Source organism: Pedobacter sp. AC402, from assembly GCF_979252805.1.
In genome coordinates this window covers 43,620-66,267 of sequence record NZ_CEEDAI010000002.1, presented here as the reverse complement: position 1 = coordinate 66,267, position 22,648 = coordinate 43,620, and the positions used below count along the sequence as shown (strand labels likewise).

Here is a 22,648-nt window from a genome sequence, read left to right as displayed (position 1 = left end):
TTATTCTTAAACCTCAAAGGCCCAATCTAAAAAAGCAGGCATTACGCTTTCCCAGGTAGGAACATCGTGTTTACCTCCCACTTTTTCATAATAAAAAACATTTTCAGGTCTTTTATAACCTTTATTTAAAAGTATTTTAACAATATCGATAGTATCATCGATCGAATCGATAATCATATTTTTATTTCTGTCTGCCTTTTCATCCTCAGTACCTGTCATTAACCAGAATTTCATATCAGGTTTGGTAGATGAACTTTCTAGCTTGGCATGCATAATCCGATCGGCATCGGTATAACCTTCCGCAAGGTCTTTTTTCCTCCACCAAAATGCACCCGAAAAAACACCAACGGCATCAAAAGCAGCAGGATTGTTCAACGCTATATCAAAAGCCGATAAACCACCTAAAGAAAATCCTGCAAAACCCGTTTTACCGATAATTGGCATGGCAATTTTCTTTTTAACAAAAGGTAAAAGTTCTTTAATTACAAAATCGCTATATAAACCGGCTTTGGCACCACGGCCTTTAAAATCAGGCATACCTGCCACACCATATTCCATTACACGATCTTCGGATGCCTTAATGGCTACAACAATTAATCTGTGGTTTCTTTTACCATGGTGGGCATCTTCTAAAATTCGCCTGAAATCCATTTTGGCCACATCCTGCCCATCATTCAATAAAAGGAGCTCTATTTTCTCATTCCCTAAAATACCTTCAGGGGTGTAAATATCTATTTCTACCTCGTGCTTTAAATAAGCAGATGGAATTTTAAAATCGCTTTTATTAACCTTTACCGATAAAATTGTTGTGTACATCATATTCAAAATCCCCTATCACATGGCTATCGCCTCAGAATTCGGGGCAAAGGTACAAATCTTGCTAAACTATCAATTATCATAGGTTAATTTTTACAATACAGTTTTATTTGCTTCAATTTTAGCACTCAAACTGTTCGTTTTACAAATTTTAATTTATACCTTAAATCATTCAATTGTTATTATGGTTAAAGAAGAACATAAGAAATGGTACAGCCCGAATTTAAGTGGCGAAATCGACATGCTCATCTTTGGTCACGGTGGTATCCCTATCCTACTGTTCCCGACAAGCATGGGTCGATATTTTGAAAATAAGGATTTCAAACTGATAGATTCTGTTGAGGGATTTATCAATGAAGGAAAGATTAAAATCTATTGCCCTGATGGTGTTGATAAACTGAGCTGGTACAACAAAAGTATTCATCCCGCAGATCGGGTAAAAAATCACATCTGGTACGACAAGTATTTACTGGAGGAAGTTGCACCATTGGCGCGGCAAGAAACCGGGCATAGCAAAATTATTACCGCTGGCTGTAGTTTTGGAGGTTACCATGCAGCAAACTTTGCGTTTCGCCACCCATGGCTGGTGAGCCACATGTTTAGCATGAGCGGTGCCTTTGATATATCCGGTCAGTTAGATGGTTTTTACAACGATGACGTTTATTTTAACAATCCGGTTGATTACCTTTTAAACAACAGCAATCCGGAGCTGCACTACATGAAAATTGTTTTGGGCACAACTGATCGCGACATGTGTAAACCCGATAACGAACGTTTATCAGAAATCCTTCATAAAAAAGGAATAGACCACTGGCTGGATATCCGCCAAAATGCCGATCACGACTGGCCAATCTGGAGAGAGATGTTTCCAAATTATATCGCACAGCTATAGGAGAGTATTGAGCCGTGAATTTGAAGTTTTGAGTTGATGAACTATAATAATCAAACAATTAACCGATTAACCAGTTAAAGAATTAAACTTAATACTTACCAATGAAGAAAATAGGGATTTTATTCGGACAGGAGCGTTCTTTTCCTGAAGCCGTAATCGAAAGGATTAACCAAAAAGCAGAAAAAGGCATTACCGCCGAAGCTGTTAAAATCGACAAAATATTTCAGAACGCACCATTGGGTTATTCGGTAATTATCGACCGCATTTCACAAGATGTGCCTTTTTACCGTGCATCGTTAAAAAATGCGGCAATTACTGGTACCGCAGTGATCAATAATCCATTTTGGTGGAGTGCAGATGAGAAATTTTTTAATAATGCACTTGCAGAGCAAATTGGCGTACCCGTACCCAAAACAGCTTTAATTCCATCAAGAGAACATCCTACAGGAACAACTGGTGAAAGTTTTTCTAATTTAACCATGCCCTTAGATTGGGATGCCATTTTTGAATACACAGGTTTTCCGGCTTATATGAAACCTTATGATGGCGGTGGCTGGAGAGATGTTTATAAATTGCATGATAAGGAAGACTTTTTCGACAAACATAGCGGCACGCAACAACTCGTGATGCTTTTGCAGGAAGAAATTATTTTCGAAGAATATTTCAGGTGTTATTGCATTGGCGGTAAACACGTTCGTATTATGCAGTACGATCCTCGTAATCCACACCATTTGCGTTATGCCACCGAAGGCAAATCGCCGGATCCGAAACTGCTCAAAACCGTTGAGGAATATACCTTAAAACTATGCAGATATTTAGGTTACGACTTTAATACCGTAGAATTTGCCGTTCGTGACGGTGTGCCAATCGCAATTGATTTTTGTAACCCTGCTCCCGATGCTGATATTAAAAGTGTTGGACAAGAAAATTTCGACTGGGTAGTAGAAACTACTGCTAATTATGCCATAGAAAGGGCTAAAGCCCAAAAAGACGGTCAGGATAATTTAACTTGGGGCGAATACATTAAATCTTCAGTTGGCGGCACACCATTAATAGCTAAAACAGCACCAAAAGTAGCTAAAACCGCGGTTCCAAAAAAAGCCGCAGCAACCGAAAAAACACCAGCAAAACCTAAAAAAGCTGCAGCAAAAAAATAATTGGGATTTATATTTTAATCAAAATTAGGATGAACGAGTTTACGCTGGGCATAGAAGAAGAGTATATGGTGATTGATCCCGTTACCAGAGAGCTTACTTCTCACGACCAAAAAATTGTAGAGGCCGCACAAAAAATACATAAAGACCAGGTTAAAGCAGAAATGCACCAGGCCGTTGTGGAAGTGGGTACCGGAATCTGCAAAAATACAACCGAGGCACGTAAAGAAATTTCGCAGCTGCGTTATACCGTATCGCAGCTTGCCGGCGAGCAGGGTTTAAGAATTGGTGCATCAGGTACTCACCCATTTTCGCATTGGGAGAAGCAATTGATTACAGAACATCCGCGCTACAATGAAATTGTGAACGAGTTGCAGGAAGCTGCCCGTTCTAACCTAATTTTTGGTTTGCATGTACATGTAGGCTTTCAATCGCGCGAGTTGGCCATTCATATCGCCAACCAGGTAAGGTATTTTTTACCCCACGTTTTTGCCTTATCAACCAATTCTCCATTTTGGGAATCGCGGAACACAGGTTACAAATCGTTCAGAACTAAAATTTTTGATAAATTTCCACGTACAGGTATTCCAGATATTTTCAACAGCATAGAAGACTACGACAACTATGTAAAACTGCTCATCAAAACCAATTGCATGGATAATGCAAAAAAAATCTGGTGGGATATCCGCGTACATCCATTTTTTGATACTGTTGAATTCCGCATTTGCGATTGCCCGATGTTGATTGATGAAACAATGGCTTTTACAGCCTTATTTCAGGCACTTTGCGCCAAATTATATAAACTGCGCTTACAGAATATGGAATTTATCAGTTACTCCAGAGCACTGATAAACGAAAATAAATGGCGTGCTGCCCGTTACGGGATTGATGGAAACCTAATCGATTTTGGTAAGGAAATGGAAGTCAACTGCCGCAACCTTGTGCTGGAATTATTGGATTTTGTGGATGATGTAGTAGATGATTTAGGTTGCAGGGAAGACATTAATTATGTGCACAAAATTTTAGAGCATGGTACAGGGGCCGACAGACAGTTGGCGGTTTACCAACAAACTGGTAACTTTGAGGCGGTGGTAGATTACATTACTACTCAAACACTTATAGGCGCAAAGTAATTTTATAATGGATAAAAGTGGCTTAAAGGTAGCCGTTATCGACTTGAATAACGGTGCACCTAATCAGGGTATGCGGGGGATTCAGGAAATTTTATCCCGTTTCAAAAATGAAAATAATATCAACCTAAGTTTCGATATTTTCGATTTAAGGCAGAAAGGCGAAATACCCAACATCGGGTATGATGCTTACATTTCTAGCGGTGGCCCTGGCAGTCCGATTGAAAGCAAAGGTGAAAAATGGGAAAATGATTTTTTTGATCTTTTAGATCAGATTGAAGCATATAATCAGCATCATGAAGAAAGAAAAAAATACGCTTTCCTGATCTGTCATTCCTTTCAACTGGCCTGTAGAAAATATGGATTAGGCAATGTAACTGAAAGGCGTTCTAACGCTTTTGGAATTTTCCCGATTACTTTAACTGAGGATGGGGAAAAAGACGAAATTTTTAATGGCATAACTAATCCTTTCTTCTCTGTTGATAGTAGAGATTGGCAAGTGATTGAGCCAGATTTTGACGCTTTTGAGAAAAAGGGAGCAAAATTATTAGCCATTGAAAAAGAACGGAAACATGTTGATTTAGAACGCTGTATGATGTCGATCCGCTTTACTGACGAAATTATCGGCACACAGTTTCATCCCGAAGCCGATCCGGTAGGCATGAAAATGTATTTACTTCAAGAGGAAAAGAAGAAAGCAATTGTTGATATGCATGGCGAACAAAAATACCTGGATATGTTAAACAGTTTAGACGATCCGGCAAGAATTGTGCTTACTCAAAGTGTTATTTTACCTAATTTCTTGCAAAAAGCAATTGGTAATTTGCAAGTGGTATAAGTCTAAGCGTATGGAAATGGAGGTAGATTATAATCTTAAAGATGTTGAATTACAAGATATTGAATATACACTTGGATGCCTGGCAAAATCCTTCCAGATCACATTTCATCCAAATGCCTTCGAAAAAATAAAAACGTTTGGAGATATCTGTCAAGTATTTGAAAAAAACCTTTTTTATAAAAATGAGGAGAGTTGCACCACTCAACAAGCTTTTTATAAAATCCGAAATGCCATCGCTGTTTCACAAAAAATTGACAGAAAAAATATTAGTCCTGGTACGCGCCTTGATGAAGTTTTCCCTAGGATTAAACGCAGAAAGAAAATAAAAGAATTTCAAAAAGAACTAGGTATACCAGTTAAGTTTTTAACTATGAAAACTTGGCTGCTACTTCTAATTATCTGCAGTTTTATAACCTCATTATTAGCTTTTTTCTTTAGCTGGAAACTCGCCTTGACGGGGATTATTACATGTTTGATTTTTAATTGGGTTGCAACCAAACTTCAGCAAGAAATGGACTTAATTTCAATTGGGAACCTTACTGCAAAGGTAACTAGAGATTACTATATACAGGCACGAAGGAATCATGATACTATAAATAAAGCAGAAATTACAAAGATTATACAATGTGCTTTTATTGCAGATCATGACTTAGAACCAACAGATTTATACCCTGATGCATTACTTTGTAAGTATTGACCTAATACCCACCTTATGATACCTGCTCAACGCCAAAAATACAATCAGCAATTTACAGAAGAGAAATACCAAACTTTTTTAACAGAATTGCAACATGGTTATGCCGAAATTCCGTTCAGGGTTGCAGAAACGCCTGTATTTTTTCCCAAAGTGCTAAAAGAAAAGTTAATTGCAGCAGGAGAAGAAATCATAAATTTGATTAAACAGACCGATTTTAAAACGCTTACTCAACAGGCTATTCCATCAAATTGGAACGTGCCTAATGAAAATGAACAACCACACTTTCTGACGTTTGATTTTGGCATTTGCAAAAATGATGAGGGAGAACTTACACCTATGCTCATTGAAATGCAGGGTTTTCCATCGCTATATGGCTTTCAGCACCATTTAGCCAAAACCTTTCGCGCTAATTTTGAGATCGACGGCTCCTTGAACCATTTATTAAATGGTTTTAATGAAGAGCGATATATTAATCTGCTAAGAGAAGTTATCATCGGCAATCATCAACCAAACGAAGTTGCCCTAATGGACTTAGATGCTCCAAATCAAAAAACAGCTATCGATTTTTTTGTTACCCAAAAATTGTTAGGCATTAAGATTTTAGCACTGGAAGATATCAGAAAAATAGGAAAGCAACTGTTTTATCAAGAAAATGGCCAACAGATTCAATTAAAAAGAATTTATAACCGCTTAATTTTTGATGAAGTTGCAAACAATACCGAAATATTTAATAAAAGTTTTGATCCCCGCGAAGAACTGGATATAGAATGGGTAACACACCCTAATTGGTTCTACCGGATCAGCAAATATACCATGCCATTTTTAAAAAGCGAATTTGTACCCGAAACACGTTTTTTAAATGAATTAAATACAATCCCAAAAGATTTAGAAAACTATGTTTTAAAGCCATTGTTCTCCTTTGCCGGTATGGGGGTAATTATTGATGTAACTGAAACAGACATTATCAATATTAAAGATCCTGAAAATTGGATTTTGCAGAAAAAAGTAAATTACGAGCCGGCAGTACAGGCACCTGATGGTGGCGTAAAAGCTGAAATCAGGATGATGTATTTATGGCCCGATGGTGGCGAACCCCAGCTTTGTATTAACTTGGCAAGGTTAAGCAAAGGCAAAATGATTGGCGTGCGCTACAATGCCGATTTCGATTGGGTTGGTGGTACGATAGGTTTTATGGAGGAATAACTTTACTTTAATCGTAAAGACCGCTAAAGGAAGACCCAAATATTATTTATTTAACAACCGATCGCACAGAGAAGAGGCACAGAGAACATAACAATTATTAACTCAATAATCATTCAGCCACGGAAACACGGATGCCACGGAAACTATGCTAAGTATCTTCGGTGTAAAGATTCGCTTTTGCTGTGGTAAAAATACACTAACCTCATTTCGATTATTAATATTTCTTTAAAAGTCTACCACAGACATTTTTGGTTCATAGCCGTCACCCTGAATTTATTTCAGGGTTTATTTAGCAATAAAGATGCTGAAATAAATTCAGCATGACGATGGCGGTAGTTTCACGGGTTTAAAATTAGTCAGTATTAATCAAAATGAGGGTACTAAAAAAAGGATAGTACACAGTGATACAATCCCTCCGTGTTTTCTGTGACTCCGTGGCAAAAACCGCACTAAAACCCTCTCGGTGCCCTCTGTGTAAAACTCGGTTATCTCTGTGGTAAAATTTAATGATTTCGTATAATCTAAGAAGTTGAAGATTAACCACCGAGTCACGAAGAAAACGGTACAGAGAAACACAGAGAAATAATTTTTCCGTGCTTTCTGTGCATCCGTAGCAAAAACCGCACTAAAAACCCTCTCGGTGCCCTCTGTGTAAAACTCGGTTATCTCTGTGGTAGAACTTAATGTTTCTCTGCGCAATGCTTTGTGCATTTTGCAGTTAATTACACATAGCACTCGAATATATTTACATTCAACTGAACACCAAAATACTAAAAGCCTTTATATTTGTATTATGGATATTCAAACGATTTTAGTCTTTCTACTTTTTGCAGTAGCATTGGTATATGTTGGCCGTTTGGTTTTTAAATCTTTACAGGTAAAAAAAGATGGTTGTGGTGGAAATTGCAAATGTGGTGTAGATTTTTCCGATATTAAGCCCGTAAAAAAATAACATCACAATTTATGATTCATCAGTTCCAAAAATATTTACAGGAAAAAATTGAGATTACTGATGAACAGTTCGAAAGCATATCATCTGTTTTAAAGGTTAAAAAATTCGAAAAAAACGAAATACTTCAGTATACCGGCGATAATTTTAAGCACGGATATTTTGTAGGTAAAGGTTTGCTGCGTGCTTATTCGATTGATGCGAAAGGAAAAGAACATATTTTGCAGTTTGCACCAGAAAACTGGCTGGTATCCGACCGCAACAACATGAACAATGAGCCATCAATATTTTTTATCGATGCCATTGAAACCACAGAAGCTGTATTAATGCCCAATAATTTTATGGAAGAGGCAGCAAGGCAGGTACCTTGTTTACAACCCATGCAAATCAGGCTGTTAAATAATTCTATCCGCTTTATGCAAAAAAGAATTAATATGCTTTTGAGTGCGACTGCTGAAGAACGTTACCTCGATTTTATAAAACTATACCCCAATCTTACCCTTCGTGTACCACAATGGATGATTGCATCATACCTCGGTATTACCCCCGAATCGCTTAGCCGGGTTAGAAAAGAACTGGCAAATAAACATTTCAGGCCATAGCCAACTTTAAATGAGTGAATGGCATATTAAAAGTTGACCTGACAATATTATCTTTCTATCCAGCATTTAATCCTGCTTTCAATCTATCATTCCTTTCTTACCATACATCAATCTCTATTCAAAACCTGCGCTGTACTTTTGTGTTGTAAATATTAAACATCTCAAAAACAAAAAGATATGGCAACTACAAAATGGACATTAGATCCAACCCACAGCGAATTACAATTTAAAGTAAAACACTTAATGATTACCACAGTAACTGGTAATTTAAAATCTTTCTCTGCAGAGTTATCATCTGAAGGTGATGAATTCGAAAATGCAGAAATTTCTTTCAAAGGTGACATTGGTTCAATTGATACTGGAAACACTGACCGCGATAACCACTTAAAAAGCGGCGATTTCTTTGATGCTGAAAACTTTGCACACATCGAATTCAAATCCAATTCAGTAAAAAAAGATGGTGATGATTATATCGTTAGCGGTGATTTAACCATCAAAGGCGAAACCAAACCAGTAAAATTAACGGCAGAGTTTGGTGGTATAGCTACCGATCCTTGGGGAAATACCAAAGCAGGATTTACTTTAAGCGGAAAAATTAACCGTTCTGAATTTGGTTTAACCTGGAATGCTGCGTTAGAAACAGGTGGTGTAATGGTGAGTGAAGAAGTTCGCATTTTAGGCGAATTACAGTTTGTAAAACAAGCATAGCGCGTAGAGCTAAGCGTATAGCGACACTATACGCTTAGCCCCATGCCTTATTTAACTATAAAAGGTAATGGAAACAAAACAAATAGAAAAAGTATTAAAAGCCCCTGCCCCACATATGGTTGGCGATGGTTTTAGGGTACACAATTTTTTTCCAAGCGGATATGAACTCAATATGAGTCCGTTTTTTTTAATGGATTATGGCTCAAAAATCGAGTTTTCTGCAAGGAAAGAACCAAGAGGCGTTGGTGTACACCCGCACAGAGGCTTCGAAACCGTAACTATTGCTTATCATGGCGCTGTTGCACATCACGATAGCTCTGGAAACAGTGGCGTAATTTATCCCGGCGATGTACAATGGATGACTGCCGCAAGTGGTATACTACATAAAGAATATCACGAAGAACAATACAGCCTGAATGGTGGCCCTTTTCAAATGGTTCAGCTTTGGATTAATCTTCCTGCAAAGGATAAAATGGGTAAACCAAGATACCAGGCAATTAAGCAGGCAGATATGGCGCACTTCGATTTACTTGAAAATGGAGGTAAAATCGAAATTATTGCAGGCAATTATCAGGGTATAAAAGGCAATGCCAAAACGTTTACTCCGATTGAATTGTACAATGCAAGGTTAAATAAAGGAGGAAAAGCTTCTTTTAACTTTCCTGCAGATTTTAATACCGGATTTATGGTAATTGAGGGCTCAGTGATTATTAATGAGCAAGAAACAGCATCTGTTAACGATTTTATCCATTTCTCAAATAAAGGTGAAGAAATACAGCTCGAAGCTTTAGAAAACAGTGTGGTATTGATTTTAAGTGGACAACCTATTGACGAATCGATTGTGCAATATGGCCCTTTTTTAATGAATACCGAAGCGGAGATTCACCAGGCCATTGAAGACTATAACCAAGGAAGATTTGGTTATTTAGAAGAGTAAACTGATGATTTTACGGCTGAAATAGTTTTCAGCAGCTTAATATATAATCCCAATTTTTAAAAAGGGAAAAATGCCGGCATTTTTTTTTAAAATCTGTCGGCTTTTTTATGTTTATAATTGCTGCATTCTTTTTGTTCAGCACTTTATAAACTGTTAAATAAACAGATAAAAACAGTACCTTAGGTAAGAACTAACGATCTATAATCTCAACCATATCCCATTAAAATCATTCATCCAATCTTCATATTCGTTAGTGACATTTGATTATAAATCAGAACAGAAAAATGTCCGGAAAACAAATATTTCAAACTGAAACTAAAAGACGCTGGCACACTTTTACATGGGTAAGCCGCACATTCTTTTTAGTTTTTATAGGCGCAATAATCTGCGTGGTGTACACCCTTTCATCTGTACAGGAACCAAATTTGCCTTTCATTAACACCAATTCACCGTTAACGCAAAAACAGCTCGATAAATTAAAGAAATCACAGCAGTACAAAGATTTTACCATCGAGAAATCGAAACTTCAAAAAATAAAGAAAGATCGTGAGCACCGCATTTTAACCCATCGGGGCAACAGCAAACGCATAAACATGGCTTTTTATGTAAGTTGGGCTTCAACCGTTGGCAAATCGCTTCCCGATCTTAAAAGAAATATCGGTCATCTGGATATGGTGGCTACAGAATCATTCTTTTTGAATGGAGATTCTATTGTGGATAAGTCTGATACTGCGGCTTTAAAAGTAATCCATACAGCAAAAAAATCAGCCATTGCCGTGGTATCTAATTACAATAAAGACCATTGGGATGGCGCTGCAGTAAGGAGATTATTAAGCGATCAGCCTGCGCAACAAAAGTTGATTTACGACCTCATCGCCATCACTAAAAAATATGGATACAATGGCATAAATATAGATTTTGAAGAACTTAACCTTCAAAATAGTGATAGCTTTAATGCTTTTATGAAAAATCTTTACAGCCAGTTTCATGCAGAAAAACTGATTGTTTCTCAGGATATTTCACCGGAAAACGATGATTATAAACCCGAAATACTTCAAAAGTATAACGATTACATTGTTTTGATGGCTTATGACCAACATACTGAACAGAGTAATGCCGGCGATATCTCTCATCAGGAATGGGTAGAAGAAAAACTGGATGACATTTGCAGTAAAGTAGATGCCGATAAGGTGATTTTGGCCCTGGCCTGTTATGGTTACGATTGGCCAAATAATAGCGTTGGCAAATCGGTAACCTACGAAGAAGCAATGACCACAGCTGTTAATTTCAAAAGTAAAATAAACTATAACCCTGCCTCAGCCAATTTAAATTATAGCTACAATGATGGTAGTGGCATTAAACATGAAGTTTATTTTACCGATGCAGCAACTTACTTTAACCTGATCCGTAAGGCTGATGATTGGGATATTGCTGGTGTGGCACTATGGCGCCTGGGTTCGGAAGATAAACGTTTATGGTCTTTTATTTCTAACGACCTAAGTCTTGATACCCTAAAGAAAAAGCCGTTCGATTTGCGAAAAATTGCCTCACTAAACATGGGTGGTATATCGTACATCGGTGATGGTGAAATATTAGACCTGATTTCTACACCAACACCAGGAAGTGTAAAATTCACTTTAAATAAAGACAACTTCTCTATCGCTGATCAAAAATATACCAGGCTCCCTGAGCAATATGTAATTAAAAGATTTGGAGAGGCTGACAAAAAAATTGCGCTCACATTTGATGATGGTCCAGATCCGGTATACACCCCACCAGGTACTCAGTATTTTAAAACAGGAAAAAGTACCTGGCTGTTTTTTCGTGGTAGGGATTATGGCCGAAAAAAACATGGAATTGCTTAGACAAGAATACAATGATGGCTACGAAATTGGAAATCACACCTTTTTCCACCCCGATATGTCTGCAATTGGTCCGAGGCGAGTAAAGTTCGAGCTAAATGCCACCCGCAGGTTAATTGAAGCGGTTACCGGCCATAGTACCATTTTATTTCGCGCACCTTTTAATGCTGATGCTGAGCCACAAAACATTTCAGAAATTTTACCCGTTGCCCAAAGCCGTAAAGAGAATTACATCAACATTGGAGAATATATTGATCCTGAAGACTGGGAACCTGGCAAAACTGCTGATCAGATTTTTAATGAGGTGGTAAAACAGCAAGATAACGGCAATATTCTTTTACTGCATGATGCTGGCGGAAACCGTGAGGCTACCGTTGCTGCTTTGCCCAGGATAATTAAATTTTTCAAAGCAAAAGGTTACACTTTTACAACAGTAGGCGATTTAATGGGTAAAAAAAGGTCCGAATTGATGCCTGCAGTTAAATCTACAGCAAATAGTGGTTTTTCTGGCTCCGGAGATTATTTTTTTATTAATTTCTTCTATTATGGAAACATGAGTTTAAATATCATATTTTCTGTCGCTATTGTTTTGGCTATTTTAAGGACAATCTTTATTGCTTATTTAGCCATCAGACAGCGAAAAAGAGCTAAAAGCAATATTGGCAAATTAATCACAAATCCAACAGAAAAAGTAAGCATCATCATCCCCGCTTATAATGAAGAAGTTACCGCTGTGCAAACCATAAACAGCTTGCTAAAAACCACTTATCCCGATTTCGAGCTGATATTTGTAGATGATGGCTCAAAAGATAAAACCTTTGATATCATTAACGAACATTTTGGAAATCACCCGCAGGTAAAGGTTTTCAGAAAAGAAAATGGCGGCAAAGCATCGGCACTAAACTATGGTATATCAAAAGCAACTTCCGATTTTGTAGTTTGTATTGATGCCGATACCCAGCTAAAAGATGATGCAGTTACCGAATTGATGCGCTATTTCTATAGCGATAAAATAGCTGCTGTAGCAGGAACGGTTAAAGTTGGCAATGCCAATAATATCATTACCAAATGGCAATCAATAGAATACATTACAGCTCAAAATATGGATAGGCGTGCTTTTGATCTGCTAAATACCATTACGGTTGTACCCGGTGCGATTGGTGCATTCAGAAAAAATGTAATTCTTGAAGTGGGTGGTTTTACCATTGATACCCTTGCAGAAGATTGCGATTTAACCATGCGCATTTTAAGGGCAGGTTACAAAGTTAAAAATTGTGATAGTGCAATTGCGTACACCGAAGCACCAGAAACTGTAAATATGCTGTTGAAACAGCGTTTCCGTTGGAGTTTTGGGGTGATGCAAAGTTTTTGGAAAAACAGGAAAACTTTACTTAATAAGAAATATGGCTACTTTGGAATGGTAGGAATGCCTAATATCTTAATTTATCAGATCATTTTACCGTTATTTTCACCGCTAGCCGATCTATTCATGCTTATTTCGCTCATTAGCGGCTTGTTTTCATTAAGTGCGATCAATAATTTAACCTTAACAGGCTTCTCAGGTATATTAAGCTTACATAATGGTTTTGGCCAGGTACTTTTTTATTACATCATTTTTATTGTTGTAGATATGATTTTTGCCGCTATAGCCTTCCGGATGGAAAAAGAAAAATACACGAATTTACTCTACATCTTTCCGCAACGTTTTTTCTGGAGGCAATTGATGTATGTTGTGCTGTTCCGCTCTTTCAGAAAAGCCATAAAAGGTGAATTGGAAACTTGGGGAACAATAAAAAGAACAGGTAACGTTAAAGAGCAGCTAGTTTAATGGCTGTTAATGAATTTGTGTTGCATAAAACAGATATTGATTGTCAACGGCGGATTTAAGTTTATAAAAATTGGGGTGGAAATAATATTTACACCCCATAACTTTATTCCCGAAACAAATGGATAGCTTGGTAACTTAAAGGGAAATAAGATTTTCTCTTTCGCGCGAGTTGTATACCGTTAGCTAGCTTTATCCTGATTTTTGCGTCTACTTACCCATTTCAGACTTCAGCGGAAGAAAATTGTAACACCGTTATGGTTTTTCAATCAGACAAACGGCATAGGCAACCACACCTTCTTCCCTACCAATAAAGCCCATTTGCTCGTTTGTAGTGGCCTTAATTGAAATATCTTCTGTAGACATGCCTGTTGCATCGGCAATATGCTGTTGCATTGCAGGGATATGCGGATTAATTTTTGGAGCTTCAAGGCAAAGCATTGCATCGATATTTCCTATTTGCCACCCTTTTTCGGTCAATAACTTAACGGTTTCTTTCAATAAAATCAGGCTACTGATTCCTTTCCATCTATCATCGGTATTTTTAAAATGGAAGCCTATATCGCGAAGGTTCGCCGCACCTAATAGTGCATCGCAGATGGCGTGAAGTAATACATCAGCATCCGAATGCCCAAAAGCGCCCTTATGATGATCCAAAGTAACACCACCAACAACAAAAGGATGCTGATCTTTTAATTGGTGTACATCGAATCCGAAACCTACTTTAATTTTCATGTATATTTTGCTTTAATCTATTATCTTTTGCTTTTATTTTCGCCAAAGTTAAACAATAGACCAAAACGAAGGGTATTTGCAAGCGGACTGCTTTGCGCATTTGCAATTAAATAAGAAAAATCAATGTTAAAAATATTATACTTTAAGCCAAGGCCTAAGGTAAAATAACGGCTATCGCCTTTTTTAGGACTTTGATAATTGTAACCTGCCCGAACAGCAAATTGCTGGTTATACCAGTATTCTAAACCTGTAGAAATTCCTACTTCTTTCAATTCTTCGCTAAAACCACCTGGTGCATCGCTAAAAGAACCAAAAATACCTGCAGGCACCGAGCGGTTTGGATCCTTTCCGCTTACGATATTATTGTTCGAATCGTAAATCGGTTGTGTGGGTACCAATAGCTTGTTAAAATCCAGCGCAAAAGTGATCGTACTAAAATCATCTACGTTTACAGTAGATGCACCTCCAATCTTGAAATTGGTAGGTAGAAAGAAATTTTCGCCACCATCAGAATAACTCATTTTTGTCCCGATGTTCGAAATATTGGCACCAGCCGAAAGAATAGCCGGTTTACCGAATAATGTGGATGTTGTTTTGTACAATCCTGATACATCAACGGCAACAGCATTTCCTGAATGTACCTGACCAGAAGATGAAAACTGCCCTGAGGCCAAATTGGAATAAATATACCTTAGAGAGGTTCCGAGCGAAAATTCTTCGCCAAAATTACGCGCAAAAGAAACATCAAAAGCCAGTTCATTTGGATTGGAAATCCCAAGATCCTGCTGGTTGATATCGGTAAGCTGAATTGATCCTAAAGAAAAATAACGCAATGATGCACCAATGGTATTGCGGTCGTCTAATTTATAAAACCCACTAAGATAAGCGAGGTTAATATCAGGAACCAAACTTTTTAACCATGGACTATAGGAAACAGAAAAACCGTAAGGTTTATCCAAAAATGCAAGTTTAGCGGCATTAATACTGGCCGAATTTACATCACCTGCAACAGCTACCCCGGCATCACCCATTGCGCCAGCACGGGCATCGGGAGTAATAAGCAGAAATGGAACTGCCGTTACAATATTGTTTGCCTCACTACCATTTGTTTGGGTATTGCCTATGGTTACCTGAGCATTTGTTTTACCAAATACCAAGGCCATTGAGAGTGCAGAAAAAGCAAGTTTACTGATGTACTTGAAATTCATCCTTTAAAGGTACGTAATTTTAGATTTTGGTATTTAGCAATAACTGGAGAATATACCCTTTAACGTAAAACCAAAACTTATATTTCACCAAATTACGAATTCTATATTATTTACTAATTAAACCTACGATTTTTACATACCGGTGTGACTGTAGATAATGTAAGTACAAAGCCAGTAGCAATTTAGCTAAATTATTGAATTCATATTTCTCAAATTTATCTTTTAACCACCTGGGATATTGCCCTGATCTATAAAAACCAATAAATCAAATATGGTTAATTTATTGATAATCTCCATCAAATAATTATAACAGAACTTTTAATTTTCAATTATTAAACCCTTCAACAGCTCCATAGCTGAAATATATTAATGGATCCCTTTATTTTATTGAGGTTGATTTGTAGAATTTTACACCACAACTCAAATTACTTTCTTTAAACAGACTACACAATTTTAAGATTAATTTATTTTATCTAGCTTATTTATAAATATTTAGCTAAATTTATACCTCAAAACTAAACAGACACAATACCACGTAAAATAATACATTATGCCTTAAAAATATATTCAATATTTTATTCTCACATTATTTATATATTCATTTAAAATTGTTTAATTTTATCGGTTGAATCCCCGTAGGAACGACATCGAACGTATTATATGAAAAAACTATTACTATATTCTTTTACCTGTTTGTCATTAGCAGCTTTACTTTCGGGTTGTAGCTCAAAAAGTGCCAGCTCAAGCAAAACAGGTATTCCTTATGCCGATAGGAAAAGCAAAAACAACCAATCTGGTGCGTTTGCTGTAGCAACACAATACAAAAGGGCACCAGGACCGGGTTTAATTCCGATTGAAGGCGGAGTTTTGGTAGTAGGTGGCAGTGCCATTGAAGTACCTGGTGTAGAGCCAAATATTTATAATTATAAAAGGCAGGTAACGGTGCCGTCTTTTTATATGGATGAAACCGAAGTTTCGAATACCGACTGGTTAGAATACCTGCACTGGATCCGTTATAACTTTCCAGAAGATCGCGAATTCTACTACAATGAGCTGCCGGATACTTTAGTTTGGCGCCAGGCTTTATCTTATAACGAACCTTATGTTGACAATTACTTAAGGCATCCGGCTTATCGCGATTATCCTGTTGTAGGTGTTTCATGGGAACAGGCTTCACGGTATTGCGAATGGAGAACGTCCAGAGCAAACGAATTTATTTTACGTGAGAAAGGTATCTTAACAGATTACAAAACTTTAGCTGGCAACGGTAGAGGAAACAATAACAATGCAACCGCTGCGGCTACGCCAAAACCATCTAAACCTTTTAATACTGATGCTTATTTAAATAACCAGTATGATGATAAGGGTAAAAATGCACCGATTGATTACAATACTCAATCTGGAGCGGCTACTTCAACTGCTGGTGGTACAGCGGCTACAGGCGGAGGTAGAAACAATCAGCCAAGAAGAACTGCAACGCTTGAAGATGGTGTAATTATGCAGCCTTACCGCCTACCAACAGAAGCCGAATGGGAATATGCTGCTTTGGGTTTAATTGGCAATACAGAATACGAAAACATCAACCAAAACAAAATTTACCCTTGGAACGGTTTGGGTGTGAGTTCTGCAAAAAAGAAAACCAGAGGAATGATTCAGGCCAACTTTAAAAGGGCTCCTGGAGATTATATGGGTGTTGGTGGTTCATTGAATGATAAAGGAGATTTAACTGTTCCGGTTATTCAATATACGCCAAATGATTTCGGTTTGTATAATATGGCCGGTAACGTAAATGAGTGGGTAAATGATGTTTACAGAACTGCTACTTTTACTGATGCTGATGCATTTAACCCATATCGTGGTAACTATTTCACCAATAAAAAATTAGAAGATTCGCAAAGCGGCAAAATTGCCCTTGATAAATATGGCAATCCGATTAAGGAAAATGCATATGCGGGCAGAAAACAAACCTGGGCAGAAAAACAGAGCTCAGGCAAAACGTTCTGATTCAATTTCAAAATCGACAGATCCTCAAGCTACATCAGCTACTGCTTCAACAAGTTATCAGGCCGATCAGAGGGGTTACCGTGATAGACAAAACACTTTATTGAATGAAGAAGGCGTTACACTTGTGAACGATAAATCCAGAGTATATAAAGGTGGTTCATGGAACGATATGGCTTACTGGTTAAACCCTGCAACACGACGTTTTATGCAACAGGATGAATCATCTGCAGAAGTCGGATTCCGTTGTGCCATGACAATGCTTGGTGCGCCTGAGATTAGTACCGCAGGAAAAAGAAGTTTTAAAAACCCTCCGCAAAAACCTTACAGGGTTAGCAGAGGTAAATAATAAAAAAGTCCCGATGAAAATCGGGACTTTTTTTATGTCTTATAGTTTGTAGTCTACTTCGACTAATTAAAATGAAATTCGTCATCTCGACTGAAGCGCAGTGGAACGGAGAGATCTATCTAGACAGATTTCTCGACTTCGTTTTTACTCCGCTCGAAATGACGTACCTTGAATTACTTAAACTGAATCAAGATCTGATTTTTCTCTACCTTATCACCTTGTTTAATTAGTATCTTCTTAATTACCCCATCCGTTGAGGATTTTAATATATTTTCCATTTTCATGGCCTCGAGGATAAGCAGGTTATCGCCTTTTTTTACTTCGGCATTTTCTTCTACCAATACTTTAAGTACCAAGCCAGGCATGGGTGCTTTAATTTCAGACACTTTATTTGTGGCTAAAGTATCTAATCCGAGCTGCTTTAATAAAACATCAAACTGATCTTCGATGCTAAGCTGGTAAATATTCCCATTGACTTTTATTTTACAGGTTTTATCTGTTTTATTAAGTTCTACAAGCTCAGTATTAAAAGATTTATGATCATATAAAACATGGGCATTATTATTTCCCAAGGTGCTTAAATCAAGCTGCACAGGTTTGCCATTAACCAAAAAAGCTGAATCTTTTTGCTCAACTTCAAATACAAATTGGTCATTTACTTTTATTTTATGCATAGCTTATTGAGTTAAGGCGTACTGAACCAGATTCGCGCCCATTTTAAGCGCTTTAGTTCTCGTTTCTTGTGTATCTTCAGGGTAAGTACCAAAATCTTCCCAGCCGTTGCCTAAATCGCACTCATAGGTGTAATAACAAACTACCCTTCCTTTATATACTAAAGCAAATCCTTGTGGCCTTTTATTATCATGTTCATGAATTTTCGGTAAGCCGCCCGGAAACTTAAATTTTTGGTTGTATATGGCATGATTTGCAGGCAATTCGACAAAATTCAGCTCAGGAAACACTTTTTTCATTTGTGGCCTGATAAATTTATCCAATCCGTAGTTATCATCAATGTGCAAAAATCCTCCACCGGTAAGATACTGTCTTAAATTTTTCACTTCCTGATCGCTAAAAACCACATTTCCATGCCCGGTCATATAAACAAAAGGATAATTGAAAATTTCTTTAGAGCCAACATCAACTATGCTTTCTTCGGCATAAAAATTAGTTTTCAAATTAGCGTTACAGTATGCTATTAAATTTGGCAACGCGGTTCTGTCTGCATACCAATCACCACCACCACTGTATTTTAATTTTGCCATCCGGTAGGTTGGTGGAGTGAAAGCGAAAAGCATAAAGCTAAAAGCTAAAAGACCAAAGCTGAAAGACCAAAGCTGAAACCTGGAAAACTGAAAACTGAAAACTGAAAACTTCAAATTGATTATCGGTTAAGGTAATTGATTTCAAAACAAACAGCTAACGCAGCAGTTTCAGTGCGTAACCTGTTATCACCTAAAGTTAATGCTTTAAAGCCTTTGTTCAAAGCTAAATTAACTTCATCAGGTGTGAAATCTCCTTCGGGACCAATAAGAACCAGATATTTTTGATGTGGGGTGATAAGATTGGAGATGTACTGCTTTTCACCACTATCAATGCAATGTGCAATTAACTGCTCTCCTTCAAAAGGAGTTTTTAAAAACGTATCCAAAGAAACAGCATCGTTTAATTTTGGATGATAAGCTTTTATCGACTGTTTTACGGCAGAAGTAATTACCTTGTTCAAGCGGTCTTCTTTAACCACTCTACGCTCTGATCGATCAGTTATAATTGGGGTAATTTCATCAATTCCCAATTCGGTGGCTTTTTCTAAAAACCATTCTATCCGATCGATATTTTTTGTGGGGGCAACGGCAATATGCAGATAGTGGTTTCTTTTATGAAACTCGGTTTCTACATTTAATATTGATAAGGTAACTTTTTTTGGATTATCGGAAGTAATTCCAGCAGTGTAAAAACCACCTTTTCCATCAACCAGGTTTACAATTGTACCAACGGCCAGCCGAAGTACCCTAACGCAATGTTTGCTTTCTTCTTCGTTAAGGGTATAGGTATTTTGGGTAATATCCGGTGTATAAAAAATATGCATAGTTGAAATTAGTGATTATCAACCATATCTTCTTTACTGATAACCAACTCTAATTTAATAGTTTCGATGTTCTGCTCTGTCTTTTTTAGAATAGTGAACAGATAACCATAAGATTCGTTACTTTCGCCAACCTCTGGAATACGCTCAAAAACGTGAGAAACCAAGCCCCCGATAGTATCGAAATCTTCGTCTTCAGGCAAATCATGAGGCAGATATTCATTAACATCATAAACCGTAGCAAATGCATTCACGATAAATTCGTTATCAGATACTTTTTCTACCAATGGTTTTTCTTCATCATATTCATCCTGAATTTCGCCCACCAATTCTTCAACAATATCTTCCAAAGTAACCATACCTGCTGTACCACCAAATTCATCGAGTACAATAGCAATCTGGATGCGGTTGCTTTGCAATTCACTCATTAAATCGTTTATTTTTTTGGTTTCCGTTACAAAATAAGGTTTACGGATAATGTCATTTAATGTCCAATGTTGATTACCTGCTGCAACCAATGGCAAAATATCTTTCGCGTGGATAATCCCCACAATTTTGTCCATGATTTCATCGTAAACAGGTAATCGCGAATAGCCTTCCTTAATAATGGTATCAATTACTTCCTCTTTAGGCGAAGTAAGTTCAATGCCTGAAATTTTGGTTCTTGGCACCATGATATTCTTAACTACACGCTCGTTAAAATCGAATACGTTTTTAATCAGTTCATGTTCGTTATTATCCAAGGCGCCGCTTTCCTTGCCCTGATCGAGCAGGTATTGCAATTCTTCAGTGCTGTGGATTGATTCGTGCCCGCCTGAGGTATCGATACCAAAAGGTTTAAGGATTATTGCAGCCAAACTGTTCAATGTCCATATTGCGGGCCTTAATACAACGTAAAATATCTGTAGCGGGATGGCAACAAAAAGCGTTGTGGCTACCGGTCTTTGAATAGCGAACGATTTAGGGGCAAGCTCACCAAATACAATGTGCATAATGGTAATGAGCGAAAAAGCCACAATTGTTGATGCGGTATGGATGGACGCATCACTTAAGCCCCATTGTAAGCTATCGAAAAGATTTTTAAAGATGGTATGCATAACGCCTTCACCTACCCAACCCAGGCCAAGAGATGCAAGCGTTATACCTAACTGTGTGGCGGCCAGATATCCATCAAGATTGTGGATAATGCCTTTGGCCATTTTGCCTACACGGCTGCCTGTTTTTGCCTTAATCTCGATTTGTGATGCGCGGACTTTTACAATTGCAAACTCTGCAGCAACAAAAAAACCATTAAGTAACACCAAAAATAATGCAAAGAATAATCGCCAGCCAACAGAACCTGTATCGGGTTCTTGTAAAGCAACCAAAACTACGTTTGTGGGCAGGATTGCACTTAACTCAAAATTTAAAAACAAACATACCGTGGGTAAATCCATTAAGCCAATTCTCTAAATGTTGTGTTATAAAGTTCTATGCTTTCTTTAATTACTTTATGCGCATAACGAACACCAAGTAAATGTTCGATAGTTACATTTTTATCTTCTAATGCTTTATAATCCTGAAAGAAACGAACAATTTCTTTCATTTGATGCGGAGGTAATTCATCTAAATCGTTGATGTAGTTTACAGACATATCGTGAGCTGCAACTGCAATGATTTTATCATCCTGCTCTCCATTATCTACCATGTGCATTACACCTACTACTTTAGCCTCAATCAATGTCATAGGATATACATCCACTGAACAAAGCACTAAAATATCTAACGGATCTTTATCATCACAATATGTTTGTGGAATAAAGCCATAATTTGCAGGATACATTACTGACGAAAAAAGAACCCTATCCAATTTAATCAGACCTGATTCTTTATCTATTTCGTATTTTGCTTTTGAACCTTTTGGAATTTCAATAATTGCATTTACAACCTCTGGAAGGTTTGAACCAGGAGATACGCTATGCCACGCGTGATGATCGTCTTTTGCCATTTCTAATTTAAATCTGTTTTATCCTCTTCAGGGCCACTTACTACTTTACTTTTTACAAAGGTAATTAATAATGGTATAGTTGTAATAAGGATAAAGCCAATAATAATATATAATAAATAATCGTTAATTTCTTTTTCAAACTTTCTGCCCAAAAAATAACCAAGCAAAGTTAAGGAGCAGATCCAAAGTACACCGCCAACAATATTGTACAAAGCGAACTTTTTAAAATCCAGCCGTACCACGCCTGCAAAAATCGGTGCAAAAGTTCTTACAATCGGCACAAACCTTCCCATGATGAGCGCAAAGGCACCTTGTTTGTGATAATAATCTTCTGCTGCCTTTAAATATTTCTTCTTAAAAAAGAAACTGTCTTTTCTGGTATACAGTACAGGCCCTGTTTTACGCCCGAACCAATACCCGGTAAAATTACCTGAAATTGCAGCTACACACAATCCGGCTAAAAGTACAGCAATGTTAACATCCAGTTTACCTGTTGCAACAAACATTCCTGCTAAAAACAATAAATAATCGCCGGGAAGAAAAAAACCAAAGAACAGGCCCGTTTCTGCATAGATTACGAATATGACTAGATAGAAACCGCCCTCCCTCAATAATTTCTCGGGGTCAAGTAGTTGATGCAGGTTATTCCAAAAATCGTGCATATTCAATTAT

Annotated in this window: 23 protein-coding genes; 14 read left to right on the top strand and 9 right to left on the bottom strand. The window is 37.4% G+C overall.

Features of this window, described 5'->3' with window-relative positions:
• Positions 1–6: 6 nt before the first annotated feature.
• On the bottom strand, positions 7–819 hold the full coding sequence (locus AC0IWE_RS02195; protein ID WP_471791728.1) for an alpha/beta hydrolase: 813 nt from the start codon (positions 817–819) through the stop codon (positions 7–9).
• Between the two features lie 181 nt (positions 820–1,000).
• Here AC0IWE_RS02195 and AC0IWE_RS02190 point away from each other — a divergent pair, with 181 nt between their 5' ends.
• The 12 genes from AC0IWE_RS02190 (at position 1,001) to AC0IWE_RS02135 (ending at position 13,616) form a co-directional block, all read left to right on the top strand.
• Entirely contained in the window at positions 1,001–1,708 is a 708-nt protein-coding gene (locus tag AC0IWE_RS02190) for an esterase family protein (protein ID WP_055908738.1), read from the top strand.
• 101 nt (positions 1,709–1,809) lie between these two features.
• Positions 1,810–2,865, top strand: a complete 1,056-nt coding sequence (locus AC0IWE_RS02185; RefSeq protein WP_471791727.1) for an ATP-grasp domain-containing protein — start codon at positions 1,810–1,812, stop codon at positions 2,863–2,865.
• Positions 2,866–2,894: 29 nt separating this feature from the next.
• A complete protein-coding gene (locus AC0IWE_RS02180; protein ID WP_055908745.1) occupies positions 2,895–3,995 on the top strand; it encodes a carboxylate-amine ligase in 1,101 nt (366 codons plus the stop codon).
• 7 nt (positions 3,996–4,002) lie between these two features.
• The gene (locus AC0IWE_RS02175) at positions 4,003–4,830 is read left to right on the top strand and encodes a type 1 glutamine amidotransferase (protein WP_471791726.1); all 828 of its coding nucleotides are present in this window, start codon (positions 4,003–4,005) and stop codon (positions 4,828–4,830) included.
• Between the two features lie 16 nt (positions 4,831–4,846).
• Positions 4,847–5,527, top strand: a complete 681-nt coding sequence (locus AC0IWE_RS02170; protein ID WP_471791725.1) for a hypothetical protein — start codon at positions 4,847–4,849, stop codon at positions 5,525–5,527.
• A gap of 15 nt (positions 5,528–5,542) precedes the next feature.
• Positions 5,543–6,730, top strand: a complete 1,188-nt coding sequence (locus AC0IWE_RS02165; protein WP_471791724.1) for a hypothetical protein — start codon at positions 5,543–5,545, stop codon at positions 6,728–6,730.
• A 793-nt stretch (positions 6,731–7,523) separates the two neighbouring features.
• Positions 7,524–7,682, top strand: a complete 159-nt coding sequence (locus tag AC0IWE_RS02160) for a FeoB-associated Cys-rich membrane protein (protein ID WP_082458743.1) — start codon at positions 7,524–7,526, stop codon at positions 7,680–7,682.
• 11 nt (positions 7,683–7,693) lie between these two features.
• Positions 7,694–8,281, top strand: a complete 588-nt coding sequence (locus AC0IWE_RS02155) for a Crp/Fnr family transcriptional regulator (protein WP_055908753.1) — start codon at positions 7,694–7,696, stop codon at positions 8,279–8,281.
• A 177-nt stretch (positions 8,282–8,458) separates the two neighbouring features.
• Positions 8,459–8,989, top strand: a complete 531-nt coding sequence (locus AC0IWE_RS02150; protein WP_463492369.1) for a YceI family protein — start codon at positions 8,459–8,461, stop codon at positions 8,987–8,989.
• A gap of 67 nt (positions 8,990–9,056) precedes the next feature.
• The gene (locus AC0IWE_RS02145) at positions 9,057–9,926 is read left to right on the top strand and encodes a pirin family protein (RefSeq protein ID WP_471791723.1); all 870 of its coding nucleotides are present in this window, start codon (positions 9,057–9,059) and stop codon (positions 9,924–9,926) included.
• A gap of 284 nt (positions 9,927–10,210) precedes the next feature.
• Complete coding sequence (locus AC0IWE_RS02140; protein ID WP_471791722.1) at positions 10,211–11,791, top strand: glycosyl hydrolase family 18 protein; 1,581 nt, start codon at positions 10,211–10,213, stop codon at positions 11,789–11,791.
• Complete coding sequence (locus AC0IWE_RS02135) at positions 11,673–13,616, top strand: bifunctional polysaccharide deacetylase/glycosyltransferase family 2 protein (protein ID WP_471791721.1); 1,944 nt, start codon at positions 11,673–11,675, stop codon at positions 13,614–13,616. The genes AC0IWE_RS02140 and AC0IWE_RS02135 overlap by 119 nt, the downstream gene beginning before the upstream one ends.
• 252 nt (positions 13,617–13,868) lie before the next feature.
• On the opposite strand, the gene ispF is transcribed toward AC0IWE_RS02135, so the two are convergent.
• On the bottom strand, positions 13,869–14,348 hold the full coding sequence (gene ispF, locus AC0IWE_RS02130) for a 2-C-methyl-D-erythritol 2,4-cyclodiphosphate synthase (protein WP_471791720.1): 480 nt from the start codon (positions 14,346–14,348) through the stop codon (positions 13,869–13,871).
• Between the two features lie 20 nt (positions 14,349–14,368).
• The gene (gene porV / locus AC0IWE_RS02125) at positions 14,369–15,556 is read right to left on the bottom strand and encodes a type IX secretion system outer membrane channel protein PorV (RefSeq protein WP_463492365.1); all 1,188 of its coding nucleotides are present in this window, start codon (positions 15,554–15,556) and stop codon (positions 14,369–14,371) included.
• Between the two features lie 660 nt (positions 15,557–16,216).
• On the opposite strand from porV, the gene AC0IWE_RS02120 reads away from it, so the two are divergent.
• Both AC0IWE_RS02120 and AC0IWE_RS02115 read left to right on the top strand, forming a co-directional pair.
• The gene (locus tag AC0IWE_RS02120) at positions 16,217–17,560 is read left to right on the top strand and encodes an SUMF1/EgtB/PvdO family nonheme iron enzyme (protein ID WP_471791719.1); all 1,344 of its coding nucleotides are present in this window, start codon (positions 16,217–16,219) and stop codon (positions 17,558–17,560) included.
• Positions 17,505–17,906 carry a hypothetical protein gene (locus tag AC0IWE_RS02115; protein ID WP_471791718.1) on the top strand — a complete coding sequence of 134 codons (402 nt, stop codon included), beginning with the start codon at positions 17,505–17,507 and terminating at the stop codon, positions 17,904–17,906. The genes AC0IWE_RS02120 and AC0IWE_RS02115 overlap by 56 nt, the downstream gene beginning before the upstream one ends.
• Before the next feature lie 173 nt (positions 17,907–18,079).
• On the opposite strand, the gene AC0IWE_RS02110 is transcribed toward AC0IWE_RS02115, so the two are convergent.
• From AC0IWE_RS02110 to AC0IWE_RS02085, 6 genes are all read right to left on the bottom strand, one after another.
• A complete protein-coding gene (locus AC0IWE_RS02110) occupies positions 18,080–18,580 on the bottom strand; it encodes an acyl-CoA carboxylase biotin carboxyl carrier protein subunit (protein ID WP_471791717.1) in 501 nt (166 codons plus the stop codon).
• A 3-nt stretch (positions 18,581–18,583) separates the two neighbouring features.
• Entirely contained in the window at positions 18,584–19,201 is a 618-nt protein-coding gene (locus tag AC0IWE_RS02105) for a DUF4159 domain-containing protein (RefSeq protein ID WP_471791826.1), read from the bottom strand.
• An 86-nt stretch (positions 19,202–19,287) separates the two neighbouring features.
• The gene (locus AC0IWE_RS02100) at positions 19,288–19,992 is read right to left on the bottom strand and encodes a 16S rRNA (uracil(1498)-N(3))-methyltransferase (RefSeq protein WP_471791716.1); all 705 of its coding nucleotides are present in this window, start codon (positions 19,990–19,992) and stop codon (positions 19,288–19,290) included.
• Positions 19,993–20,000: 8 nt separating this feature from the next.
• Positions 20,001–21,425, bottom strand: coding sequence for a hemolysin family protein (locus tag AC0IWE_RS02095; protein ID WP_082458745.1), 1,425 nt, complete (start codon positions 21,423–21,425; stop codon positions 20,001–20,003).
• Entirely contained in the window at positions 21,425–21,976 is a 552-nt protein-coding gene (locus tag AC0IWE_RS02090; protein WP_055908779.1) for an inorganic diphosphatase, read from the bottom strand. Before AC0IWE_RS02090 ends, AC0IWE_RS02095 begins: the two co-directional genes overlap by 1 nt.
• Before the next feature lie 2 nt (positions 21,977–21,978).
• Positions 21,979–22,638, bottom strand: a complete 660-nt coding sequence (locus AC0IWE_RS02085; RefSeq protein WP_055908782.1) for a DedA family protein — start codon at positions 22,636–22,638, stop codon at positions 21,979–21,981.
• Between the last annotated feature and the right edge of the window lie 10 nt (positions 22,639–22,648).

Excerpts from the sequence above, each read along its gene's own strand:
- AC0IWE_RS02100 (WP_471791716.1), bottom strand. The coding sequence starts at position 19,992 with ATGCATATTTTTTATACACCGGATATTACCCAAAATACCTATACCCTT.
- AC0IWE_RS02110 (WP_471791717.1), bottom strand. The coding sequence starts at position 18,580 with ATGCATAAAATAAAAGTAAATGACCAATTTGTATTTGAAGTTGAGCAA.
- AC0IWE_RS02135 (WP_471791721.1), top strand. The coding sequence starts at position 11,673 with ATGATGGTCCAGATCCGGTATACACCCCACCAGGTACTCAGTATTTTA.
- AC0IWE_RS02105 (WP_471791826.1), bottom strand. The coding sequence starts at position 19,201 with ATGCTTTTCGCTTTCACTCCACCAACCTACCGGATGGCAAAATTAAAA.
- AC0IWE_RS02160 (WP_082458743.1), top strand. The coding sequence starts at position 7,524 with ATGGATATTCAAACGATTTTAGTCTTTCTACTTTTTGCAGTAGCATTG.
- porV (WP_463492365.1), bottom strand. The coding sequence starts at position 15,556 with ATGAATTTCAAGTACATCAGTAAACTTGCTTTTTCTGCACTCTCAATG.
- AC0IWE_RS02085 (WP_055908782.1), bottom strand. The coding sequence starts at position 22,638 with ATGCACGATTTTTGGAATAACCTGCATCAACTACTTGACCCCGAGAAA.
- AC0IWE_RS02180 (WP_055908745.1), top strand. The coding sequence starts at position 2,895 with ATGAACGAGTTTACGCTGGGCATAGAAGAAGAGTATATGGTGATTGAT.
- AC0IWE_RS02190 (WP_055908738.1), top strand. The coding sequence starts at position 1,001 with ATGGTTAAAGAAGAACATAAGAAATGGTACAGCCCGAATTTAAGTGGC.
- AC0IWE_RS02140 (WP_471791722.1), top strand. The coding sequence starts at position 10,211 with ATGTCCGGAAAACAAATATTTCAAACTGAAACTAAAAGACGCTGGCAC.
- AC0IWE_RS02155 (WP_055908753.1), top strand. The coding sequence starts at position 7,694 with ATGATTCATCAGTTCCAAAAATATTTACAGGAAAAAATTGAGATTACT.
- AC0IWE_RS02145 (WP_471791723.1), top strand. The coding sequence starts at position 9,057 with ATGGAAACAAAACAAATAGAAAAAGTATTAAAAGCCCCTGCCCCACAT.
- AC0IWE_RS02115 (WP_471791718.1), top strand. The coding sequence starts at position 17,505 with ATGCGGGCAGAAAACAAACCTGGGCAGAAAAACAGAGCTCAGGCAAAA.
- AC0IWE_RS02185 (WP_471791727.1), top strand. The coding sequence starts at position 1,810 with ATGAAGAAAATAGGGATTTTATTCGGACAGGAGCGTTCTTTTCCTGAA.
- AC0IWE_RS02095 (WP_082458745.1), bottom strand. The coding sequence starts at position 21,425 with ATGGATTTACCCACGGTATGTTTGTTTTTAAATTTTGAGTTAAGTGCA.
- AC0IWE_RS02090 (WP_055908779.1), bottom strand. The coding sequence starts at position 21,976 with ATGGCAAAAGACGATCATCACGCGTGGCATAGCGTATCTCCTGGTTCA.
- AC0IWE_RS02175 (WP_471791726.1), top strand. The coding sequence starts at position 4,003 with ATGGATAAAAGTGGCTTAAAGGTAGCCGTTATCGACTTGAATAACGGT.
- AC0IWE_RS02170 (WP_471791725.1), top strand. The coding sequence starts at position 4,847 with ATGGAGGTAGATTATAATCTTAAAGATGTTGAATTACAAGATATTGAA.
- AC0IWE_RS02165 (WP_471791724.1), top strand. The coding sequence starts at position 5,543 with ATGATACCTGCTCAACGCCAAAAATACAATCAGCAATTTACAGAAGAG.
- AC0IWE_RS02120 (WP_471791719.1), top strand. The coding sequence starts at position 16,217 with ATGAAAAAACTATTACTATATTCTTTTACCTGTTTGTCATTAGCAGCT.
- AC0IWE_RS02195 (WP_471791728.1), bottom strand. The coding sequence starts at position 819 with ATGATGTACACAACAATTTTATCGGTAAAGGTTAATAAAAGCGATTTT.
- AC0IWE_RS02150 (WP_463492369.1), top strand. The coding sequence starts at position 8,459 with ATGGCAACTACAAAATGGACATTAGATCCAACCCACAGCGAATTACAA.
- ispF (WP_471791720.1), bottom strand. The coding sequence starts at position 14,348 with ATGAAAATTAAAGTAGGTTTCGGATTCGATGTACACCAATTAAAAGAT.